At 69.3% G+C, this 18,807-nt stretch carries 12 protein-coding genes and 1 tRNA gene; 6 read left to right on the forward strand and 7 right to left on the reverse strand.

All coding sequences use genetic code 11. The features are described from left to right. Positions 1-5: 5 nt before the first annotated feature. The gene (polA, locus tag RT323_RS02325; RefSeq protein ID WP_313404658.1) at positions 6-2,669 is read right to left on the reverse strand and encodes a DNA polymerase I; all 2,664 of its coding nucleotides are present in this window, start codon (positions 2,667-2,669) and stop codon (positions 6-8) included. 31 nt (positions 2,670-2,700) lie between these two features. Beyond that, entirely contained in the window at positions 2,701-3,300 is a 600-nt protein-coding gene (locus RT323_RS02330) for a GNAT family N-acetyltransferase (RefSeq protein WP_313404660.1), read from the reverse strand. 213 nt (positions 3,301-3,513) lie between these two features. Here RT323_RS02330 and RT323_RS02335 point away from each other — a divergent pair, with 213 nt between their 5' ends. From RT323_RS02335 to RT323_RS02350, 4 genes are read left to right on the forward strand one after another with little or no spacing between them, the layout of a single operon-like run. Continuing rightward, the gene (locus RT323_RS02335; protein WP_313404662.1) at positions 3,514-4,851 is read left to right on the forward strand and encodes an ABC transporter permease subunit; all 1,338 of its coding nucleotides are present in this window, start codon (positions 3,514-3,516) and stop codon (positions 4,849-4,851) included. Between the two features lie 3 nt (positions 4,852-4,854). Beyond that, positions 4,855-5,850, forward strand: coding sequence for a branched-chain amino acid ABC transporter permease (locus RT323_RS02340; RefSeq protein WP_313404663.1), 996 nt, complete (start codon positions 4,855-4,857; stop codon positions 5,848-5,850). A 49-nt stretch (positions 5,851-5,899) separates the two neighbouring features. After that, a complete protein-coding gene (locus RT323_RS02345) occupies positions 5,900-6,751 on the forward strand; it encodes an ABC transporter ATP-binding protein (RefSeq protein ID WP_313404665.1) in 852 nt (283 codons plus the stop codon). Next, positions 6,748-7,542, forward strand: coding sequence for an ABC transporter ATP-binding protein (locus RT323_RS02350; RefSeq protein ID WP_313404666.1), 795 nt, complete (start codon positions 6,748-6,750; stop codon positions 7,540-7,542). The genes RT323_RS02345 and RT323_RS02350 overlap by 4 nt, the downstream gene beginning before the upstream one ends. Positions 7,543-7,736: 194 nt before the next feature. On the opposite strand, the gene RT323_RS02355 is transcribed toward RT323_RS02350, so the two are convergent. Together RT323_RS02355 and RT323_RS02360 are read right to left on the reverse strand one after the other, a co-directional pair. Continuing rightward, complete coding sequence (locus RT323_RS02355) at positions 7,737-8,996, reverse strand: ABC transporter substrate-binding protein (protein ID WP_313404668.1); 1,260 nt, start codon at positions 8,994-8,996, stop codon at positions 7,737-7,739. Between the two features lie 142 nt (positions 8,997-9,138). After that, entirely contained in the window at positions 9,139-9,747 is a 609-nt protein-coding gene (locus tag RT323_RS02360) for a response regulator (RefSeq protein ID WP_313404670.1), read from the reverse strand. A gap of 28 nt (positions 9,748-9,775) precedes the next feature. Here RT323_RS02360 and RT323_RS02365 point away from each other — a divergent pair. Both RT323_RS02365 and RT323_RS02370 read left to right on the forward strand, forming a co-directional pair. Continuing rightward, positions 9,776-9,858 (forward strand) — tRNA-Leu (locus RT323_RS02365). Positions 9,859-10,060: 202 nt separating this feature from the next. Then, a complete protein-coding gene (locus RT323_RS02370) occupies positions 10,061-10,918 on the forward strand; it encodes a hypothetical protein (protein ID WP_313404672.1) in 858 nt (285 codons plus the stop codon). A gap of 92 nt (positions 10,919-11,010) precedes the next feature. Here the strand turns inward: RT323_RS02370 and pyk are convergent, their stop codons facing one another. From pyk to gltB, 3 genes are all read right to left on the reverse strand, one after another. Next, positions 11,011-12,477, reverse strand: a complete 1,467-nt coding sequence (gene pyk / locus RT323_RS02375; protein WP_313404674.1) for a pyruvate kinase — start codon at positions 12,475-12,477, stop codon at positions 11,011-11,013. A 62-nt stretch (positions 12,478-12,539) separates the two neighbouring features. Next, entirely contained in the window at positions 12,540-14,003 is a 1,464-nt protein-coding gene (locus tag RT323_RS02380) for a glutamate synthase subunit beta (protein WP_313404676.1), read from the reverse strand. Then, positions 13,996-18,534, reverse strand: coding sequence for a glutamate synthase large subunit (gltB, locus tag RT323_RS02385; protein ID WP_313404678.1), 4,539 nt, complete (start codon positions 18,532-18,534; stop codon positions 13,996-13,998). Before gltB ends, RT323_RS02380 begins: the two co-directional genes overlap by 8 nt. Positions 18,535-18,807 lie beyond the last annotated feature (273 nt).

Consider the following 18,807-nt stretch of genomic DNA (forward strand, 5'->3'; position numbering starts at 1 on the left):
CCGGCTCAGTGGCCGGCCTCGTGCCACGTCCGGCCCATGCCGACCGAGACGTCCAGCGGCACCGAGAGGTCGGCGGCCGCGGCCATCTCGCGACGGACGAGCGCCGTCAGGCCGTCCAACTCGGCATGCGTGGCCTCGAGCACGAGCTCGTCGTGGACCTGCAGCAGCATCCGTGAGGTCAGTCCGGCCTCGTCGATCGCACGCTCGACGTTGAGCATCGCCACCTTGATGATGTCGGCGGCCGAGCCCTGGATCGGGGCGTTGAGCGCCATCCGCTCTGCCATCTCGCGGCGCTGGCGGTTGTCGCTCTGCAGGTCGGGCAGGTAGCGGCGGCGGCCCATGATCGTCTCGGTGAAGCCGGTCTGGCGGGCTTCGGCCACGAGCCCGCGCAGGTAGTCGCGCACCCCACCGAACCGCTGGAAGTAGTCGTCCATGAGGCCCTGGGCCTCGCTGGTCGTGATGGAGAGCTGCTGACTGAGCCCGTAGGCGGACAGCCCGTACGCCAAGCCGTAGTTCATCGCCTTGATCTTGGCGCGCAGCTCGGTCCCGATGTCCTCGGGATCGCGCTCGAACACCTTGGCCGCCATGACCGTGTGGAAGTCCTCGCCCGAGTTGAAGGCCTCGATCAGGTCGGCGTCCTCGGACAGGTGCGCCATGATGCGCATCTCGATCTGGCTGTAGTCGGCCGTGAGCAGGACGTCGAACCCCTCGCCCACCGTGAACGCTTCGCGGATCCGGCGTCCCGAGGCGGTGCGGATCGGGATGTTCTGCAGGTTCGGGTCGTTCGAGCTGAGCCGACCCGTCGCCGCGATCGTCTGCGCGTAGGTCGTGTGAATGCGACCGTCGTCGGAGATCGAGCGGCGCAGCGTCTCGACCGTCTGGCGCAGCTTGGTGACGTCGCGGTGCGCCAGGAGGTGCTCCAGGAACGGGTGCCCGGTCTTGACGTACAGCTGCTGCAGTGAGTCGGCATCGGTCGTGTAGCCGGTCTTGGTGCGCTTGGTCTTGGGCATGCCGAGCTCATCGAACAAGATGACCTGCAGCTGCTTGGGCGAGCCGAGGTTGATCTCCTTGCCACCGATCGAGGCGTACGCACCGTCGGCCGCCTCGGTCGCGCGCGCGGCGAACTCGGACTCGAGCTCGAGCAGGGCGTCGTCGTTGATCGCGATGCCCGCCTGCTCCATCCGCGCCAGGGTCGACACGAGGGGCAGCTCGACCTCGGCCAGCAGGGCCGTGCCACCGGACTGCTCGACCTCGGTGGCCAGCGCGGCCGCCAGGTCGAGCGTCGCGCGCGCACGGAGCATCGCGATCTCGGCGTCGTCGTCGGTGTCCAGCGACAGCTGGCCCGCGGCCGCGCTGTCGTCGCGCAGCTCGCGCTTGAGGTACCGCACGGACAGGTCCGCCAGGTCGTAGGAGCGCTGGTCGGGCCGGACGAGGTAGGCCGAGAGCGCCGTGTCGGCTGCCAGGCCTCGCAACGTCCAGCCACGCTCGGCCAGCGCCAGGATCGGGCCCTTCGCGTCGTGCAGCACCTTGGCGCGCTGCGGGTCGGTCATCCAGCCCGCGATCGCCGCGTCGTCCTCGGGGGTCAGCTGGGCGGTGTCGATCCAGGCCGCAGCCTCGTCGGTGGCCAGCGCCAGGGCGATGACGTCGCCGCCGCCGCGGCCCCACGAACCCTGGACGTGCAGTCCGACGGTGCCCGCGCCGTGCTGGTCGAGCCACGGGCCGACCTCGCCCGCCGACAGCACGCGGCCGTCGAGGTCGAAGCCGGCCTCGGTCGACTCGACCTCGTCGGACGCGGCCGGGAAGGTCGTGAACAGCCGCTCGCGCAGGGCGGTGAACTCGAGGGAGTCGAAGACGGTGTGCACCTTCTCGCGGTCGAACGCCGTGTCGAGCTGGAGGTCGGCCGGGCCGAGCGGAAGGTCGAGGTCGCGCACGAGCGCGTTGAGACGGCGGTTGCGCAGCACGTCGTCGAGGTGGTCGCGCAGCGACTGGCCCGCCTTGCCCGAGACCTCGTCGACGCGTCCGATCAGGGCCTCGAGCGTGCCGTAGGAGTTGATCCACTTGGCCGCCGTCTTGGGTCCCACCCCGGGCACGCCGGGCAGGTTGTCGCTGGTCTCGCCGACCAGCGCGGCGATGTCGGGATAGAACTCGGGCAGCACACCGTACTTCTCCTGCACCGCCGTGGGCGTCATCCGCGCGAGGTCGGAGACCCCCTTGCGCGGGTAGAGCAAGGTGACCTTCTCGGTGACGAGCTGGATCGCGTCGCGGTCGCCGGAGCAGACCAACACCTCCATGCCCGACGCCTCGGCGCGGGTCGCGAGGGTGGCGATGATGTCGTCCGCCTCGTACCCCGCCTTGTCGACGTGCCTGATGTCCATCGCGTCGAGCACCTCCTTGACCAGGGCGACCTGGCCGGAGAACTCCTCGGGCGACTTGGAGCGGTTCGCCTTGTACTCGGCGTACTCCTCGGTGCGGAACGACTGGCGCGACAGGTCGAAGGCCACGCACACGTGCGTGGGCTGCTCGTCACGCAGGACGTTGATGAGCATCGACGTGAACCCGAACACCGCGTTCGTGCTCTGGCCCGTCGTGGTCGCGAAGTTCTCGACCGGCAGGGCGAAGAAGGCGCGGTACGCCACCGAATGACCGTCGATCAGCAGGAGTCGGTTCACACCGAAGACCCTAGTGGGCCGGTCCGACAGGTCAGCCGCCGACGGAGGCGCGGCGACGCAGCGAGCGACGCACCGCGAGCAGTCGCCCGGTCTCACGCGAGCCGGACGCCTTCGCGGCGAGGCGCGCGTTCAGCTTGCCGACCGGGATGGCCCGCAGGACCGCGATCTGGTTGAAGCCCAGCTTCGTCAGGTAGCGCGCCGGATCCTTGGCGTAGGCGGCGGCGGACGCCAGCACGAGCTCGCACTCCTGCTCGGCGGCGTACGCCGAGATCACGGCCAGCAGGTTCGAGGCGATCGACCGCCTGCGGTGCCTCGGGTCGACCTGGAGGTCGGACACGATGACGACCTTCGACATGCAGATCGGGTTGAGCGTCGTCAGGTCCACGGCGGCGGCACCGACGAGCTGGCCCCCGACGAACGCGACCAGGAGCCTGCGGTGGTGCGACGTGGCGTTGAACGCGATCGCATCGCGCGCCTCGGACTCGGTGGGCCGGCGCCACAGCGTGGGCTGCGTGAACGTCTCGGAGCCCTCGTCGCCGGCCGCTTGCGCGCACGCCTCCCACAGATCGATCAGCTGTGCGGCGTCATCGGCCACGGCATCGCGAATCTCGACTGGCTGACGCAAGGCCATCGGCCTGGCACCTCCGGGGGGAACGGGTGGGACGGGCGACAGCCTACGCCCCGATCGATTCCCAGGGGAACGGACCGGGCGACCCAGAATCGAAACCGAACTGTTACCAACTGCTGGTTCATCAGGCCGTCACCACAGCGTTTCCATGACTATGCTCAACGGGATCGACTCTGGCGTGCCCAACCCCGGTGCGCAGACACGACAGGAGAATGTGTGCGACTGCGAACAGCGGCGCTGCTCTCGGTGATCCTCGCCGGGTTCGTTTTCATCGCGAATCCTGCCTTCGCCGAGACCACGTCCCCCACCCCCGGACCCAGTGCCACCGCACCGGCCCCCGACGCCCCCGTGACCGGACCGGCAATCCGGGTACGCCTGCTGGACCAGCAGGGCGGCAAGGCCGGAGACAACCCTCCCCCCGTCCCCGGCGTCACGGTCTCGGTGACCGACGACTCGGGCACCGAGGTCGGCACGGCCGTCACCAACGACATGGGCGTCGCCGCCGTCGCCATCCCCGGCAAGGGCACGTACGAGGTCAACATCGACGAAAAGACGCTGCCCGCCGGCGTGAAGCTGACGGGCAAGAAGAGCCTCGACGTCACGGTCAACCTGACCTCGGGCCTTAACGTCGCGTTCCCGCTCAACGGCAAGGTCGTCGAGGTCACGCCGTTCGCCGAGCGCTTCGTCGACAGCCTCGTGTCCGGCCTCAAGTACGGCCTGATCATCGCGCTGGCGGCCCTGGGCCTCTCGCTGATCTTCGGCACGACGGGCCTCACGAACTTCTCCCACGGTGAGCTGATCACCTTCGGCGGCGTGATGGCCTACCTGTTCAACGTGACCTTGGGGATGCCACTGATCCTGGCCGGCGTGCTGGCCGTCCTCGCGGGCGGCGTGTTCGGCTGGGCCCAGGACCGCGGGTTGTGGCGCCCGCTGCGAAGTCGCGGCACCGGCATCATCGCGATGATGATCGTGTCGATCGGCCTGGGCCTGCTGCTGCGCAACCTCTTCCAGTACTTCTTCGGCGCCAGCACCCGCTCCTACACCGAGTACACCTCGCAGCGCGCCAAGGACTTCGGCCTGTTCGACCTGTCGAACAAGGAGATCGCCATCATGGTGATCGCCGCGGTGGCGATCGGCATCGTCGTGACGATCATGTCGCGCACCCGCCTGGGCAAGGCGATGCGGGCGGTGTCGGACAACCCGGCCCTGTCGGCGTCCTCGGGCATGCGGGTGGACGGCGTGATCTCGAACGTCTGGATCCTCGGCACCGCGCTCACCGCGCTGGCCGGCGTCCTGCTCGGCGTGAACAGCCAGGTCAACTTCATGATGGGCTACCAGCTGCTGCTCATGGTGTTCGCCGCGACCGTCCTGGGCGGTCTGGGCACCGTCTGGGGCGCCGTGCTGGGCTCTCTAATCATCGGCATCATCACCGAGGTCGGCCCCCTCTTCGGCGTGCCGAGCTCCATCAAGGAGGTGGGCGCGCTCGTCGTGCTCATCCTCATCCTGCTCATCAGGCCGCAAGGCATCCTGGGCCGCGCGGAGAGGATCGGCTGACCCATGGACTTCGGAAGCATCATCGACGCGGCGTTCTCCAACGCCCTCGGCCCCCAGGCGATCGTGTTCGCGCTCGCCGCCATCGGCCTCAACGTCCACTTCGGCTACACCGGCCTGCTGAACTTCGGCCAGGCCGGGTTCATGGCGGTCGGCGCCTACGGCCTGGCCGTCGCGATGGTCCAGCTGGACCTCCCGCTCGTCGTCGGCATCGCGTTCGGCATCATCGCCTCGCTGCTGCTGGCGCTCGTGCTGGGTGTCCCCACCCTGCGCCTGCGGGCCGACTACCTGGCGATCGTCACGATCGCCGCGGCCGAGATCCTTCGCCTCGTGTTCGGCGCCGTGGAGACCAAGGAGGTCTTCGGCGGGTCCAACGGCCTCAACGGCTTCACCGAGTCGTGGAACAACCTCAACCCGTACACGGGCGGCCTCGACATCGGCATCGCGTCCTGGGGTCGCAACGACCTGTGGGCCATGACCGTCGGCTGGGCCACCGTCGCGCTGTGCTGCCTGCTGGTGTGGGCGCTCATGCGCAGCCCGTGGGGCCGTGTGCTGCGGTCCATCCGCGAGGACGAGGACGCGGTCCGCTCGCTGGGCAAGAACGTGTTCCTGTACAAGATGCAGGCGCTCATGCTCGGTGGCGCGATCGGCGGCCTGGGCGGCATCTTCTACGCCCTCAAGCAGGCGTCGGTCGTCCCGTCGGACTACAGCACCAACCTGACGTTCTTCGCCTACACGGCACTGCTCATCGGCGGCGCGGCCCGGGTGCTCGGCCCCGTCGTCGGCTCCATGATCTTCTGGTTCCTCATCAGTGGCCTCGGCTCGTTCTTCAGCCAGGCCACCAGCGGTGTCGATCCGATGATCCCCGCGTCGATCATGACCGACACGCAGGCCAGCCTCATCCGCTACATCCTCATGGGCCTCGGCCTCATGCTGCTGATGATCTTCCGACCCCAGGGGATCTTCGGCGACCGAAGGGAGATCGCGATCGATGCCCGTTGACATCACCAGTGCCAGAGAGGCACTCCGCAACCTGCCGAACGATCCGGGCGTGTCCAAGCCCGACCCGATCGTCGTCGGCGGCGACATCACCCGCACGTTCGGCGGCCTCAAGGCCGTCGACGTGCAGCACATCGAGATCCAGCGCGGCGTCATCACCGCCCTGATCGGTCCGAACGGCGCCGGCAAGACGACGCTGTTCAACCTGCTGACGGGCTTCGACGTACCCGACTCCGGATCATGGGCGTTCAACGACAACTCCCTGGCCAAGGTGCCGGCCTACAAGGTCGCGCGCCTGGGCATGGTGCGCACGTTCCAGCTGACCAAGGTGCTCTCGAAGCTCACCGTCATCGAGAACATGCGGCTGGGTGCCACGCAGCAGCGTGGGGAGAAGTTCTTCCCCGCGATCGTCAAGTCGCTGTGGAGCGGCCAGGAGGACGAGATCACCGAGCGCGCCGACGAGCTGCTCGCGCGGTTCAAGCTCGACGCCAAGCGTGAGGACTTCGCCGGATCGCTGTCCGGCGGCCAGCGCAAGCTGCTCGAGATGGCGCGCGCCCTCATGGTCGATCCCGAGCTGATCATGCTCGACGAGCCGATGGCCGGCGTGAACCCCGCGCTCAAGCAGTCCCTGCTCGGGCACGTGAAGTCGCTGCGCGACGAGGGCCGCACCGTCCTGTTCGTCGAGCACGACATGGACATGGTCCGCGACATCTCGGACTGGGTCATCGTCATGGCCCAGGGCCAGATCGTCGCCGAAGGCACGCCCGAGGCCGTCATGGCCGACCAGCGCGTCATCGACGCCTACCTGGGCGCCCACCACGACACCGACCTCAGCGCCGTGGACGAAGCCGCGCTCGAAGCCGCGGTCGAGGCCGAGATCAAGGCCGAGGAGGCCGATTCATGAGCGACGCCGTCCCCACTCCCACGACGCCCGAGTCCGAGCGGCAGAAGCACCGCGAGGGCGCCGACGGCGCCGTCGTGCGTGCCGACAACCTCATCGCGGGCTACCTGCCGGGGGTCAACATCCTCAACGGCGCCGACCTGTACTGCCAGCCCGGCGAGCTGGTCGGCATCATCGGCCCGAACGGTGCCGGCAAGTCGACGCTGCTCAAGGCGCTCTTCGGCCTGGTGAAGATCCACTCGGGCACGGTCACGCTCAAGGGTGAGGAGATCACCAACAAGCGCGCCGACGTGCTCGTCAGCCGGGGCATCGGCTTCGTCCCGCAGACGAACAACGTGTTCCCCAGCCTGACGATCGAGGAGAACCTCGAGATGGGCTGCTACCAGGACCCGTCGAAGTTCAAGGACCGCTTCGCGTTCGTCACCGACCTGTTCCCGACCCTGGGTCAGCGCGCCAAGCAGCGTGCGGGCTCCCTGTCGGGCGGCGAGCGCCAGATGGTCGCGATGGGCCGGGCGCTGATGATGGACCCGTCGGTGCTGCTGCTGGACGAGCCGTCCGCGGGCCTGTCCCCCGTCATGCAGGACGAGGTCTTCGTCCAGACGCGCAAGATCAACCAGGCCGGGGTCTCGATCATCATGGTCGAGCAGAACGCGCGCCGCTGCCTGCAGATCTGCGATCGCGGCTACGTCCTCGACCAGGGCACGACCGCCTACAGCGGCACCGGTCGTGAGCTGTCGGACGACCCCAAGGTCATCGAGCTGTACCTGGGCACGCTCGGCCGCCAGGCCGGCTGAGTCCCGCTGCCGCACCCGAGCGCCCCGAGTCCACCGGACTCGGGGCGCTCTGCTGTGCCAGGGTGCCGCTCCCCTCGGGAGGCCGGATGTCCGCGGTCGGTGGGCGGTGCGTCGTCACTCGCCCCGGGCACGACGAAGGGCCCGGGGCAGGTGCCCCGGGCCCTCCTCTACCTACGTGCTACCGAGTCGTCGACTCAGATCTCGCCCGCGATGTAGTTGACGGCCTTGTAGCCGCCCTTGGTGTCGTACTCGTAGATGCCGATGGACGCCGACGTGGGGCTACCCGTGTCGCTCATCTCGATCGGGCCCGAGATGCCGTCGTAGTCGATGTCCTTGTCGTCGGCCAGCAGGTCGGCGCACTGCTTGAACGTCGTGCACTTCTCGCCGCCCTTGGTGACCTCGACGAGCTCGGCGGCGATGGCCTCACCCGAGTCGTTGTCCGCGGTGATGGCCGCGAGCGCCGAGGTGATGACCGCGTCGTAGGACTCCGCCGCGTAGGAGTAGTCCGTCAGCTTCGGGTCGACTGCCAGCAGGTTCTTGCGGAAGTCGTCCGTCGCCTCGGCGCCGGGGACCGTGCCCTTGACGCCCTTCAGCTGCGGAGCGAACGACTCCTTGGAGTAGTCGGCCACATTGCCGTCGACGAAGTACGTCGCGACGTCCTGCGGGCCGACGCCCTTGCCGACCAGCTGCGGGATGATCTTCTTGGTCTCGTCGAACGCGACCAGCACGATCGCGTCCGGCTTGGCGCCGGCCACGTCGTCGACCTGCGCGTCGTACGAAGGAGCCTTCTCGCCGTAGAACGACGTGATGGCGACCTTCGAGCCGGCAGCCTCGAGGCCCGACTTGACCTGCTCGGCCAGCGTCTCGCCGTACGAGTCCTGGCGGGCCAGGATGGCGACGTTCTGGCGGCCGTCCTCGACCAGCAGGTTCGCCATGACGGCACCCTGCAGGACGTCGGACGGGGCGGTACGGAAGTACAGGTCCGGCTCGCCGTACTTGCCCTCGTCGAAGTCGGTCGAGGTGTTCGCCGGCGAGTACTGCACGACGCCGGCGGCCAGGATCTTGTCGATGACGGTCATCGAGACGCCCGACGAGGCGGCACCGACGATGACGTCGGACTTGGCCTTGATGAGCTTGTCGGTCTCGGTGGGAGCGATGCCCGAGTCGGTGTCGCCCGAGTCGCCCTTGACGTGGCGGGCGTCCTTGCCCAGGACGCCACCGGCCTCGTTGATCTCCTTGACGGCGAGGTCGACACCGGCGAACTCCGGCGGGCCGAGGAAGGCCAGGCTGCCGGTCTGCGGGAGCAGCGAGCCGACGACGAACTCGCCGTCGCCCTTCGCGACTTCCTTGTCCTTGTCGTCACCGCTGTCGTCCCCGCCGCCACAGGCAGCGAGCACGAGTGCGCTGGCGCTGGCCAGTGCGGCCAGACGGAGCGTCGTGGTGGAGCGCTTCATCAATCCTCCATTGCATGGGTCCGCACGGGTCGGTTCGCCCGGCGCGATGTGATGAAGAACCTAGTCGCCGATGGTGTCCACGTCTCGCACCCTGCGTCACTGGGGCGTTTCGTAGCCAACTTGTAACCGTCAGCCCCACGTTTCAGCCCTGCAACGACGGCCCGTTCTCGATGACGGCCTCGGCCACCTGACGCATCGACAGTCGCACGTCCATGGCGGTCTTCTGGATCCACCGGAAGGCCTCCGGCTCGGTCAGGTCGAGGGACTTCTGCAGGACCCCCTTGGCCTGCTCGACGACCTTGCGCGTGGCGAGCTGCTCGTGCAGGTCGCCGACCTCGGCCTCGAGGGCACGCAGCTCGGTGTAACGGCTGCGCGCCATCTCGATCGCCGGTACGAGGTCGGAGGCCGTGAACGGCTTGACGAGGTACGCCATCGCGCCGGCGTCGCGCGCGCGTTCGACCAGCTCACGCTGGCTGAACGCCGTGAGCATGACGACCGGAGCGATCCGCTCGGCGGCGATCTGCGACGCGGCGGTGATGCCGTCGACACCGGGCATCTGGACATCCATCATCACGAGATCGGGATGGTGCTCACGTGCGAGATCGACCGCGGCCTGGCCCTCGGCGGCCTCCCCCACGACCTCGTATCCCTGCTCGGCGAGCATCTCGGCGAGGTCCATCCGGATGAGTGCCTCGTCCTCCGCGATGACAACTCGCGGGGCGGGGGCGGTGGGGGGCGCTTGGTCGGTCACCCCGTAAGGTTATCGGGCACGACGGTGCGCCGGGATGGCGGAATGGTAGACGCGATGGTCTCAAAAACCATTGTCCGAAAGGGCGTGCGGGTTCGAGTCCCGCTCTCGGCACCGTGATCGACGCCCCACGCTCGCGGGGACGGATCTTTCGTCCTTTCGCCCCCGGTTGGGACGGATCTTTCGACGTCCCGGTCGCCAGGGCGACGCTTTGGTCGAAAGATCCGTTTCCACAGGTGACTCGCGGCGACGTCCACCGTCCACACCCCCAGCCTTGCCCCTGGCGACGGGCGGCCCGCAACGCGATCCTCGCCGCATGGACGACGTGCTGACCACCGCCCAGGCCGAACAGATCCACGGCAGGTCCGCCGTCAGACACCGCATCGCCAGCGGCCGATGGCAGCGCCCGACCCGCGGCGTCGTGGTCACCCATGCGGGACCGCTGACCCGCGACCAGCACGAACGTGTCGTCCTGGCCGCCTGTCCCCCGGGCTCCGCGCTCTCAGGCCTCACCGCTGCCGCCCGGTTGGGTCTGCGGGGGTTCGAGACCGACCGCGTCCACGTCGTCCTGCCCTCCGGCGCCCGACGTCCGGCACCGGCGGCGGTCGTCCACTGGAGCACCGAGCTCGGCCCTTCGGACGTCCTGGAGCGCACGCCACGGATGACGACCCTCGAGCGAAGCATCGTCGACGCGGGCAGCTGGGCCGTGTCGAAGGAGCAGGCCCGCACCTTCGTCATCGCCGCATTCCAGCAACGCCTGACGAACGTGCGGCGCATGAGGGACGCGCTGAGCCGCCGGGGTCCGTGCCGATTCCGCGCCGTGATCATCCAGTCGATCCTCGACGCCGCAGGCGGCATCCAGTCGCTGCCCGAGAGGGACTTCGACGAGGCGAGGATCGCGGACGGGCTCCCCCGCCCGACGCGTCAACAACGCGTGACGGGTGCGGACGGGCGCTATTACCTCGACGCGTGGTGGGAACGATTCAACCTCGCCGTGGAGATCCATGGCATCGCGCACCTCGCGATCGAACAGTGGAGCCAGGACCTGCACCGCGCCAACGAGCTCGTGATCGACGGTCGGCGCGTGCTGGCGTTCTCGTCGTTCGCGATCCGGCACCGGCGCGACACCGTGATCGACCAACTGCGCCGTGCGGTCGGCCCGGAGGCCGACTGACTTTCTGCGTCGTGGTCGCCAGAGCGACCGCCATGTCGACGGGTCGGTCCCCGACCGGGGCGAAAGGTCGAAAGATCCGTCCCTGTCAGCGGTCAGCCGATCGTGGGCGGGGCCTCGTCGGGGTCGTAGGCCGGGACGACGCGGTTGATGGCGTCGCCCATCTTGTGGACGCGCAGCGCGTTGGTCGAGCCGGGGATGCCCGGAGGGGCGCCGGCGACGATCACGACGCGGCGGCCCTCCTCGCAGCGGTTCTGGCCGAGCAGCTCGCGGTCGACCTGCAGGGCGATCTGGTCAGTGTGGGTGAGCGCCGGCGTCAGGAACGTCTCGACGCCCCACGTGAGCGCCAGCTGGTTGCGCACGATCGGGTCCGGCGTGAACGCCAGCACCGGGATCGACGAGCGGTAGCGTGCCATCCGCCGGGCCGAGTCGCCCGTGGTCGTGAACGCGATCATCAGGTCGGCCTCGACCGACTCCGCGACCTGCGAGGCCGCACGGCAGATGATGCCGGTCGTGGTCTTGGACTGCCACGTGAAGGCGGCCATGCGCGGCAGGCCGTGGTCCTCGGTCGACGCGACGATGCGCGCCATGATCCGGACCGTCTGGATCGGGAACTGGCCGATGCTGGTCTCGCCCGAGAGCATCACCGCGTCGGCGCCGTCGAGCACCGCGTTCGCGACGTCACTGGCCTCCGCGCGCGTTGGCCGGGGGGCCGAGATCATCGACTCGAGCATCTGCGTGGCCACGATCACCGGCTTGGCGTTGCGCCGCGCCTTCTCGATGATGAGCTTCTGGACGATCGGCACGTCCTCGAGCGGCAGCTCGACGCCCAAGTCACCGCGCGCCACCATGAACCCGTCGAACGCATCGACGATCTCGTCGAGGTTCGTGACCGCCTGCGGCTTCTCGATCTTGGCGATGATCGGGCGGTGCACGCCCTCCTCGTCCATGATCGCGCGGACGTCGGCGGCGTCGGCCGCACTGCGCACGAACGAGAGCGCGACGACGTCGACCTCGTTGCGCAGCGCCCAGCGCAGGTCGGCGATGTCCTTCTCGCTCATCGCCGGAACGCTCACGTCGACGCCGGGCAGGTTGATGCCCTTGTTGTTGCTGACCTCGCCCGGCACCTCGACCGTCGTGACGACGTCGGTGTCGGTGACCTCGACGGCGCGCAGTCGCACCTTGCCGTCGTCGATCAGGATCTCGTCGCCGGGCTGGACGTCGCCCGGCAGGCCCGCGTACGTCGTCGAGCAGACGTCCTGGTCGCCGGCCACGTCACGCGTCGTGATCGTGAACCGGTGACCGAACGGCAGCTGGTGGGGGCCGTCGCTGAAGCGGCCGAGGCGGATCTTGGGACCCTGCAGGTCGGCCAGCACGGCGATCGCCTTGCCGGTCGCCTCCGCTGCCTGGCGGACGCGCGTGAGCCGCTTCAGCTGCTCGTCGACGTCGCCGTGACTCATGTTGAGCCGAGCGACATCCATGCCGGCGATCGCCAGCTCGAGGATGCGTTCAGCGGTGTCCGTGGCGGGTCCGAGGGTGCAGACGATCTTGGCTCTACGCACGTGCTCCACCCTAGTCCCGTCGACTCGTTACCCGCGAGTCAGGCGCGACTCGCGGGTCCACCTCAGACCGACAGCGGACGCGCCGTCGGCGGAATCGGCTTGGGCAGCGTGGTCGACCCCGTCAGCCACGCGTCGACACCGGACGCCGCGGCGCGGCCCTCGGCGATCGCCCACACGATGAGCGACTGGCCTCTACCCGCGTCACCGGCCACGAAGACGCCCTCGACGCTGGACATGTAGTCCAGGTCGCGCACGATGTTGCCGCGCTCGTCGAGGTCGACGCCGAGCTGGTCGACGAGGCCCTCCCGCTCCGGACCCGTGAAGCCCATGGCGAACAGGACCAGCTGCGCCGGGATGACGCGCTCGGTGTCCGGCACCTCCTGGAAGCGACCGTCGACCATCTCGACCTCGCTGATCCGCAGGCCGCTGACGTGCCCGTCCTCGCCCTCGAACTCCTTGGTGGAGACGGCGTAGACGCGCTCGCCGCCCTCCTCGTGGGCCGAGGCGACGCGGTAGATCATCGGGTACGTCGGCCACGGGTGCGCGTCCGCGCGCTCCTCGCTGGGCCGGGGCATGATCTCGAGGCTGGTGACGGACCTCGCGCCCTGACGGACCGCCGTGCCCAGGCAGTCCGCGCCGGTGTCGCCGCCGCCGATGATGACGACGTCCTTGCCGGTCGCGAGGATCTGGTCCTCGACCGTCTCCCCCACCGCGACGCGGTTGGCCTGCGGCAGGTAGTCCATGGCCTGGTGGATGCCGTCCAGCTCGCGCCCGGGGGCCGGGAGGTCACGACGCACGGTGGAGCCGATCGCCAGCACGACCGCGTCGTAGCGGTCGCGCAGCGCCTGCCCGGTGAACGTCTCGCCGACGGCGACACCCGTGCGGAAGACGGTGCCCTCGCGCTGCATCTGCGCGATGCGGCGGTCGACCTGCACCTTCTCCATCTTGAACTCGGGGATGCCGTACCGCAGCAGTCCCCCGGCCTTGTCGTCGCGCTCGTAGACGGCGACGGTGTGCCCGGCCCGCGTCAGCTGCTGGGCGGCGGCCAGGCCCGCGGGGCCCGAGCCGACGACGGCCACGGTCTTGCCGGTCAGCCACTCGGGCGTCTGCGGCTTCACGTTGTGGCGCTCCCACGCCTTGTCGATGATCGAGACCTCGACGTTCTTGATCGTCACCGGGTCGCGGTTGATGCCGACGACGCAGGCCGTCTCGCAGGGCGCCGGGCACAGCCGACCCGTGAACTCCGGGAAGTTGTTGGTCTGGTGGAGGCGATCGATCGCCTCGTCCCAGTCGTCGCGCCACACCAGGTCGTTCCACTCGGGGATGAGGTTGCCCAGCGGGCAGCCCTGGTGGCAGAACGGGATGCCGCAGTCCATGCAGCGCCCGGCCTGCTCGGTGATGATCGGCAGCAGGGCACGGCCCATGCCGCCGGGGTACACCTCGTTCCAGTCGCGGACGCGCTCCTCCACGGGGCGGCGCTCAGCGGTCTGTCGGGGCGTGGTCATGAAACCTCGGGGATCAGCCACGAGCGGCCACCTCCATCATGCGTGCAGTCGTGTCGTCCTCGGAGAGTCCCTCGGACTCCGCCGCGGCCTTGGCCTCGAGCACCAGCCGGTAGTTGACCGGCATGATCTCGCTGAATCGGGTGAGGCTGGCGGACCAGTCCTCGAGCAGCTGTTCGGCGACCGTGGATCCGGTCTCCTCGCGGTGCCGGCGGATGATCGCCTGCAGCTCGTCGGCGGTGGCGTCGGGGACGGGGCGCACCTCGACCATCTCGCGGTTGACGACGTCGTGGTCGAGGTCGAGCACGTACGCCGACCCGCCGCTCATGCCGGCCGCCACGTTGCGGCCGGTCGGGCCGAGGATGACGACCCGGCCGCCGGTCATGTACTCGAGCGCGTGGTCGCCCACGCCCTCGACGACCGCTGTCGCGCCGGAGTTGCGGACGCAGAAGCGCTCGCCCACGCGGCCGCGCAGGTACATCTCGCCGCCCGTGGCACCGAAGCCGATGACGTTGCCCGCGACGATCTGCGCCTCGGCGGCGAACTGCGCCTCGCGCTGGGGCCGCACGATGATGCGGCCGCCGGACAGGCCCTTGCCGACGTAGTCGTTGCCGTCGCCCTCGAGGCGCAGCGTGATGCCGCGCGGCACGAAGGCGCCGAACGACTGGCCGGCCGAGCCGATGAAGGTCAGGTCGATCGTGTCGTCGGGCAGGCCCGCACCGCGGTACCTCGTGGTGACCTCGTGGCCCAGCATCGTGCCCACCGTGCGGTTGACGTTGCGGATCTCGAGCTGGGCCCGCACGGGCTCGCCCCGCTCCAGCGCGTCGGAGGCCAGCTCGATGAGCTCGACGTCGAGGGCCCGGTCGAGGCCGTGGTCCTGCGTCGTGGTGCAGCGCAGCGAGGCGCCCTCGGGCAGCTCCGGGAGGTAGAAGACCGGCGACAGGTCCAGCGAGCTGGCCTTCCAGTGGTCGACCGCGTCGCGGGTGTCGAGGCACTCGACCCGGCCGACGGCCTCGTCGATGCTGCGGAAGCCCAGCTCGGCCAGGATCTCGCGGACCTCCTGCGCGATGAACTCGAAGAAGTTCACGACGTACTCGGCCTTGCCGGAGTACTTCTCGCGCAGCGAGCGGTTCTGGGTGGCGACGCCGACCGGGCACGTGTCGAGGTGGCAGACGCGCATCATGATGCAGCCGGACACCACGAGCGGCGCCGTGGCGAAGCCGAACTCCTCGCCACCGAGCAGCGCGGCGATGACGACGTCGCGACCCGTCTTGAGCTGGCCGTCGACCTGCACCACGATGCGATCGCGCAGGCCGTTGAGCAGCAGCGTCTGCTGGGTCTCGGCCAGGCCGAGCTCCCACGGCCCGCCGGCGTGCTTGAGGCTGGTCAGCGGGGACGCGCCCGTGCCGCCGTCGTGGCCCGAGATCAGCACCACGTCGGCCTTGGCCTTCGAGACACCCGCCGCGACCGTGCCGACGCCGACCTCGGACACGAGCTTCACGTGCACGCGCGCCGACGGGTTGGCGTTCTTGAGGTCGTGGATCAGCTGCTTGAGGTCCTCGATCGAGTAGATGTCATGGTGCGGCGGCGGGCTGATCAGGCCCACGCCCGGCGTGGAGTGACGCGTCTTGGCCACCCACGGGTAGACCTTGGGCCCGGGCAGCTGGCCGCCCTCGCCGGGCTTGGCGCCCTGGGCCATCTTGATCTGGATGTCGTCGGCGTTCGACAGGTACTCGCTGGTGACGCCGAAGCGGCCCGAGGCGACCTGCTTGATCGCCGAGCGGCGCTCGGGGTCGTAGAGGCGCTCGGGGTCCTCGCCGCCCTCACCGGTGTTCGACTTGCCGCCCAGGCGGTTCATCGCGATCGCCAGCGTCTCGTGCGCCTCCTGGCTGATGGAGCCGTAGGACATGGCGCCGGTGGAGAAGCGCTTCACGATCGCCGAGACCGGCTCGACCTCGTCGATCGGGATCGGTCCGCGGTCCGAGCGGAGCTTCATCAGCCCGCGCAGCGTCATCAGCCGGCCGGACTGGTCGTCCACCGCCTGCGTGTACTGCTTGAAGATGTCGTAGCGACCCGTGCGCGTCGAGTGCTGGAGACGGAAGACCGTGTCCGGGTCGAACAGGTGCTCCGGGCCCTGGCGGCGCCACTGGTACTCGCCGCCGACCTCGAGCTGGCGGGTCGGGCCCGCAATGCCCTTCGTCGGGTAGGCCTTGAGGTGGCGGGCATGGACCTCGTCGGCGATGACGTCGAGACCGACGCCGCCGAGCTTGCTGGCGGTGCCGCTGAAGTAGCGGTCGACGACCTCGTGGGAGAGGCCGACGCATTCGAAGATCTGGGCGCCGGTGTACGACGAGACCGTCGAGACGCCGATCTTGCTCATCACCTTCAGGACGCCCTTGCCCAGGCCGTAGGCCACGTTGCGGGCGGCCTTCTGCGGGTCGACGCCCTCGACGAAGATGCCCTCACGGGCCAGGTCCTCGGCCGTCTCGAGCGCGAGGTACGGGTTGACGGCGGTGGCGCCGAAGCCGATCAGCAGCGCCACGTGGTGGACCTCGCGGACGTCGCCGGCCTCGACCAGCAGGCCCGCCTGCGTGCGCAGCTTCTCGCGCACCATGTGGTGGTGCACCGCGCCCGTGAGCAGCAGCGACGGAATGGGCGCGAGGTCGACGTTCGAGTGGCGATCGGACAGCACGATGATGCGCGCACCGCGGTTGATTATCGCGTCCGACACCTCGGCGCAGATCTCGTCGAGACGCGCCTGCAGCGCCGCTCCCCCGCCCAGCACGTCGTACAGGCCGCGGACGACGTGCACGCTGAAGCCCGGCATGTCACCGTCGCGGTTCATGTGACGGATCTTGGCCAGCTCGTCGCTGTCGACCACGGGGAACGGCAGCTGCAGCATGCGGCACGAGGCCGGGCTGGGGTCGAGCAGGTTCTTCTCGGGGCCGATCGTGCCGGCCAGCGACGTGACGACCTCCTCGCGGATGGCGTCCAGCGGCGGGTTGGTGACCTGCGCGAACAGCTGGCTGAAGTAGTCGAACAGCAGGCGCGGACGGTCCGAGAGCGCCGCGATCGGGGTGTCGGTGCCCATCGAGCCGATGGCCTCGGCGCCCGTGCGGGCGATCGGCGCGACGAGCTTGCGCACCTCCTCTTGCGTGTAGCCGAAGACCTGCTGGCGGCGCGTGACCGACGCGTGGTTGTGGACGATGTGCTCGAGGTCGGGCAGGTCCTCGAATCGCACCAGGCCGGAGTAGAGCCACTCCTCGTACGGGTGCTCGTTGGCCAGCTGGGACTTGATCTCGTGGTCCGGGACGACCCGGTTCTCGTCGAGGTCGAGCAGGAACATCCTGCCCGGCTCGACCCGGCCCTTGCGGGTGATCGTCTTGGGGTCGATCTCGAGCACGCCCACCTCGGAGGCCAGCACGACCAGGCCGTCCTCGGTGATGACGTAGCGCCCGGGGCGCAGGCCGTTGCGGTCCAGCACCGCGCCGATCCGGGTGCCGTCGGTGAAGCACACCGCGGCGGGACCGTCCCAGGCCTCCATCACGGTGGAGTGGAACTCGTAGAACGCACGGCGAGCGGGATCCATCTCGGCGTTGTTCTCCCACGCCTCGGGGATCATCATCATCACCGCGTGCGGCAGCGAGCGGCCGCCCAGGTGCAGCAGCTCCATGACCTCGTCGAGCGAGGCCGTGTCCGAGCCGTCGGGGCTGCAGATCGGGTAGAGGCGCGACAGGTCGCCGGGGATCAGCGCGCTCTCGAGCAGCGCCTCGCGTGCACGCATCCAGTTGCGGTTGCCGCGGGCGGTGTTGATCTCGCCGTTGTGCGCGAGGTACCGGAACGGGTGCGCGAGCGGCCAGCTGGGGAACGTGTTGGTGGAGAAGCGGCTGTGCACGATCGCCAGCGCCGACTCCATCCGCTCGTCGCCCAGGTCGGGGAAGAAGACGTCGAGCTGCTCGGTCGTGAGCATGCCCTTGTAGACGAGCGTGCGCGCCGAGAGCGACGGGAAGTACGTGTCCGCCTCGTGGAACGAGCGCTTGCTGACGGCGTACGTCAGGCGGTCGAGCTCGATGCCCGCGGCCGAGCGGTCGGCTGTGGTGAGGAAGAGCAGCTCGAAGTGCGGCATGGCGTTGTACGCCATCGCACCGAGCACGTCGGGTGTCGTGGGGACCTCGCGCCAGCCGAGCACCTCGAGGTTCTCCTCGGCGGCGATGGCCTCGACCCTGGCCTTCGCACCGGCGACGTCCTCGCGCGGGAGGAAGGCCATGCCGGCGGCGTAGTGACCGGCGTCGGGAAGCTCGGTCGGAGCCACGCCCCGCAGGAAGCGGTCCGGGACCTGCATGAGGATGCCGGCGCCGTCACCGGTGTTGACCTCGCTGCCGACGGCGCCACGGTGGTCGAGGTTGCGCAGCGCGGTCAGGCCGTGCTGGACGATCTCGTGGCTGGGCACGCCGGTGAGCGTCGCCACGAACGCGACACCACAGTTGTCGTGCTCGTTGGCCGGGTCGTAGAGGCCTTGCGCCGAGGGCGCGGCCGAGAAGAGGGGACGATCCATGATCTGAACCTGTCGTCGATGCCATGCGGGAAAAGCTGGGCGAGGACGACATTGGCCTCTTCAGCGGATTCAGATTACCTCAACGTTTCGCACGTGCCAGTGAGGCCACCCTCAGGCCGGGCGCGGGCCGTGTTGTCGGTTTCCCCGGTTAAGTGGGTTTCCCCTCACTTCTCGAGGGTTGCAACCCTCGCGAAGTGCCGGGAAACCTCGTGAAGTCGACCAGGAGTGCCCCACGTGGGTCCGGTCCGCGATCGAACGCCGGTGGGCGGTGCC

This window comes from Aeromicrobium sp. (assembly GCF_032084975.1).
Taxonomy (GTDB): domain Bacteria; phylum Actinomycetota; class Actinomycetes; order Propionibacteriales; family Nocardioidaceae; genus Aeromicrobium.

Excerpts from the sequence above, each read along its gene's own strand:
- RT323_RS02330 (WP_313404660.1), bottom strand. The coding sequence starts at position 3,300 with ATGGCCTTGCGTCAGCCAGTCGAGATTCGCGATGCCGTGGCCGATGAC.
- RT323_RS02340 (WP_313404663.1), top strand. The coding sequence starts at position 4,855 with ATGGACTTCGGAAGCATCATCGACGCGGCGTTCTCCAACGCCCTCGGC.
- RT323_RS02350 (WP_313404666.1), top strand. The coding sequence starts at position 6,748 with ATGAGCGACGCCGTCCCCACTCCCACGACGCCCGAGTCCGAGCGGCAG.
- RT323_RS02355 (WP_313404668.1), bottom strand. The coding sequence starts at position 8,996 with ATGAAGCGCTCCACCACGACGCTCCGTCTGGCCGCACTGGCCAGCGCC.
- RT323_RS02370 (WP_313404672.1), top strand. The coding sequence starts at position 10,061 with ATGGACGACGTGCTGACCACCGCCCAGGCCGAACAGATCCACGGCAGG.
- gltB (WP_313404678.1), bottom strand. The coding sequence starts at position 18,534 with ATGGATCGTCCCCTCTTCTCGGCCGCGCCCTCGGCGCAAGGCCTCTAC.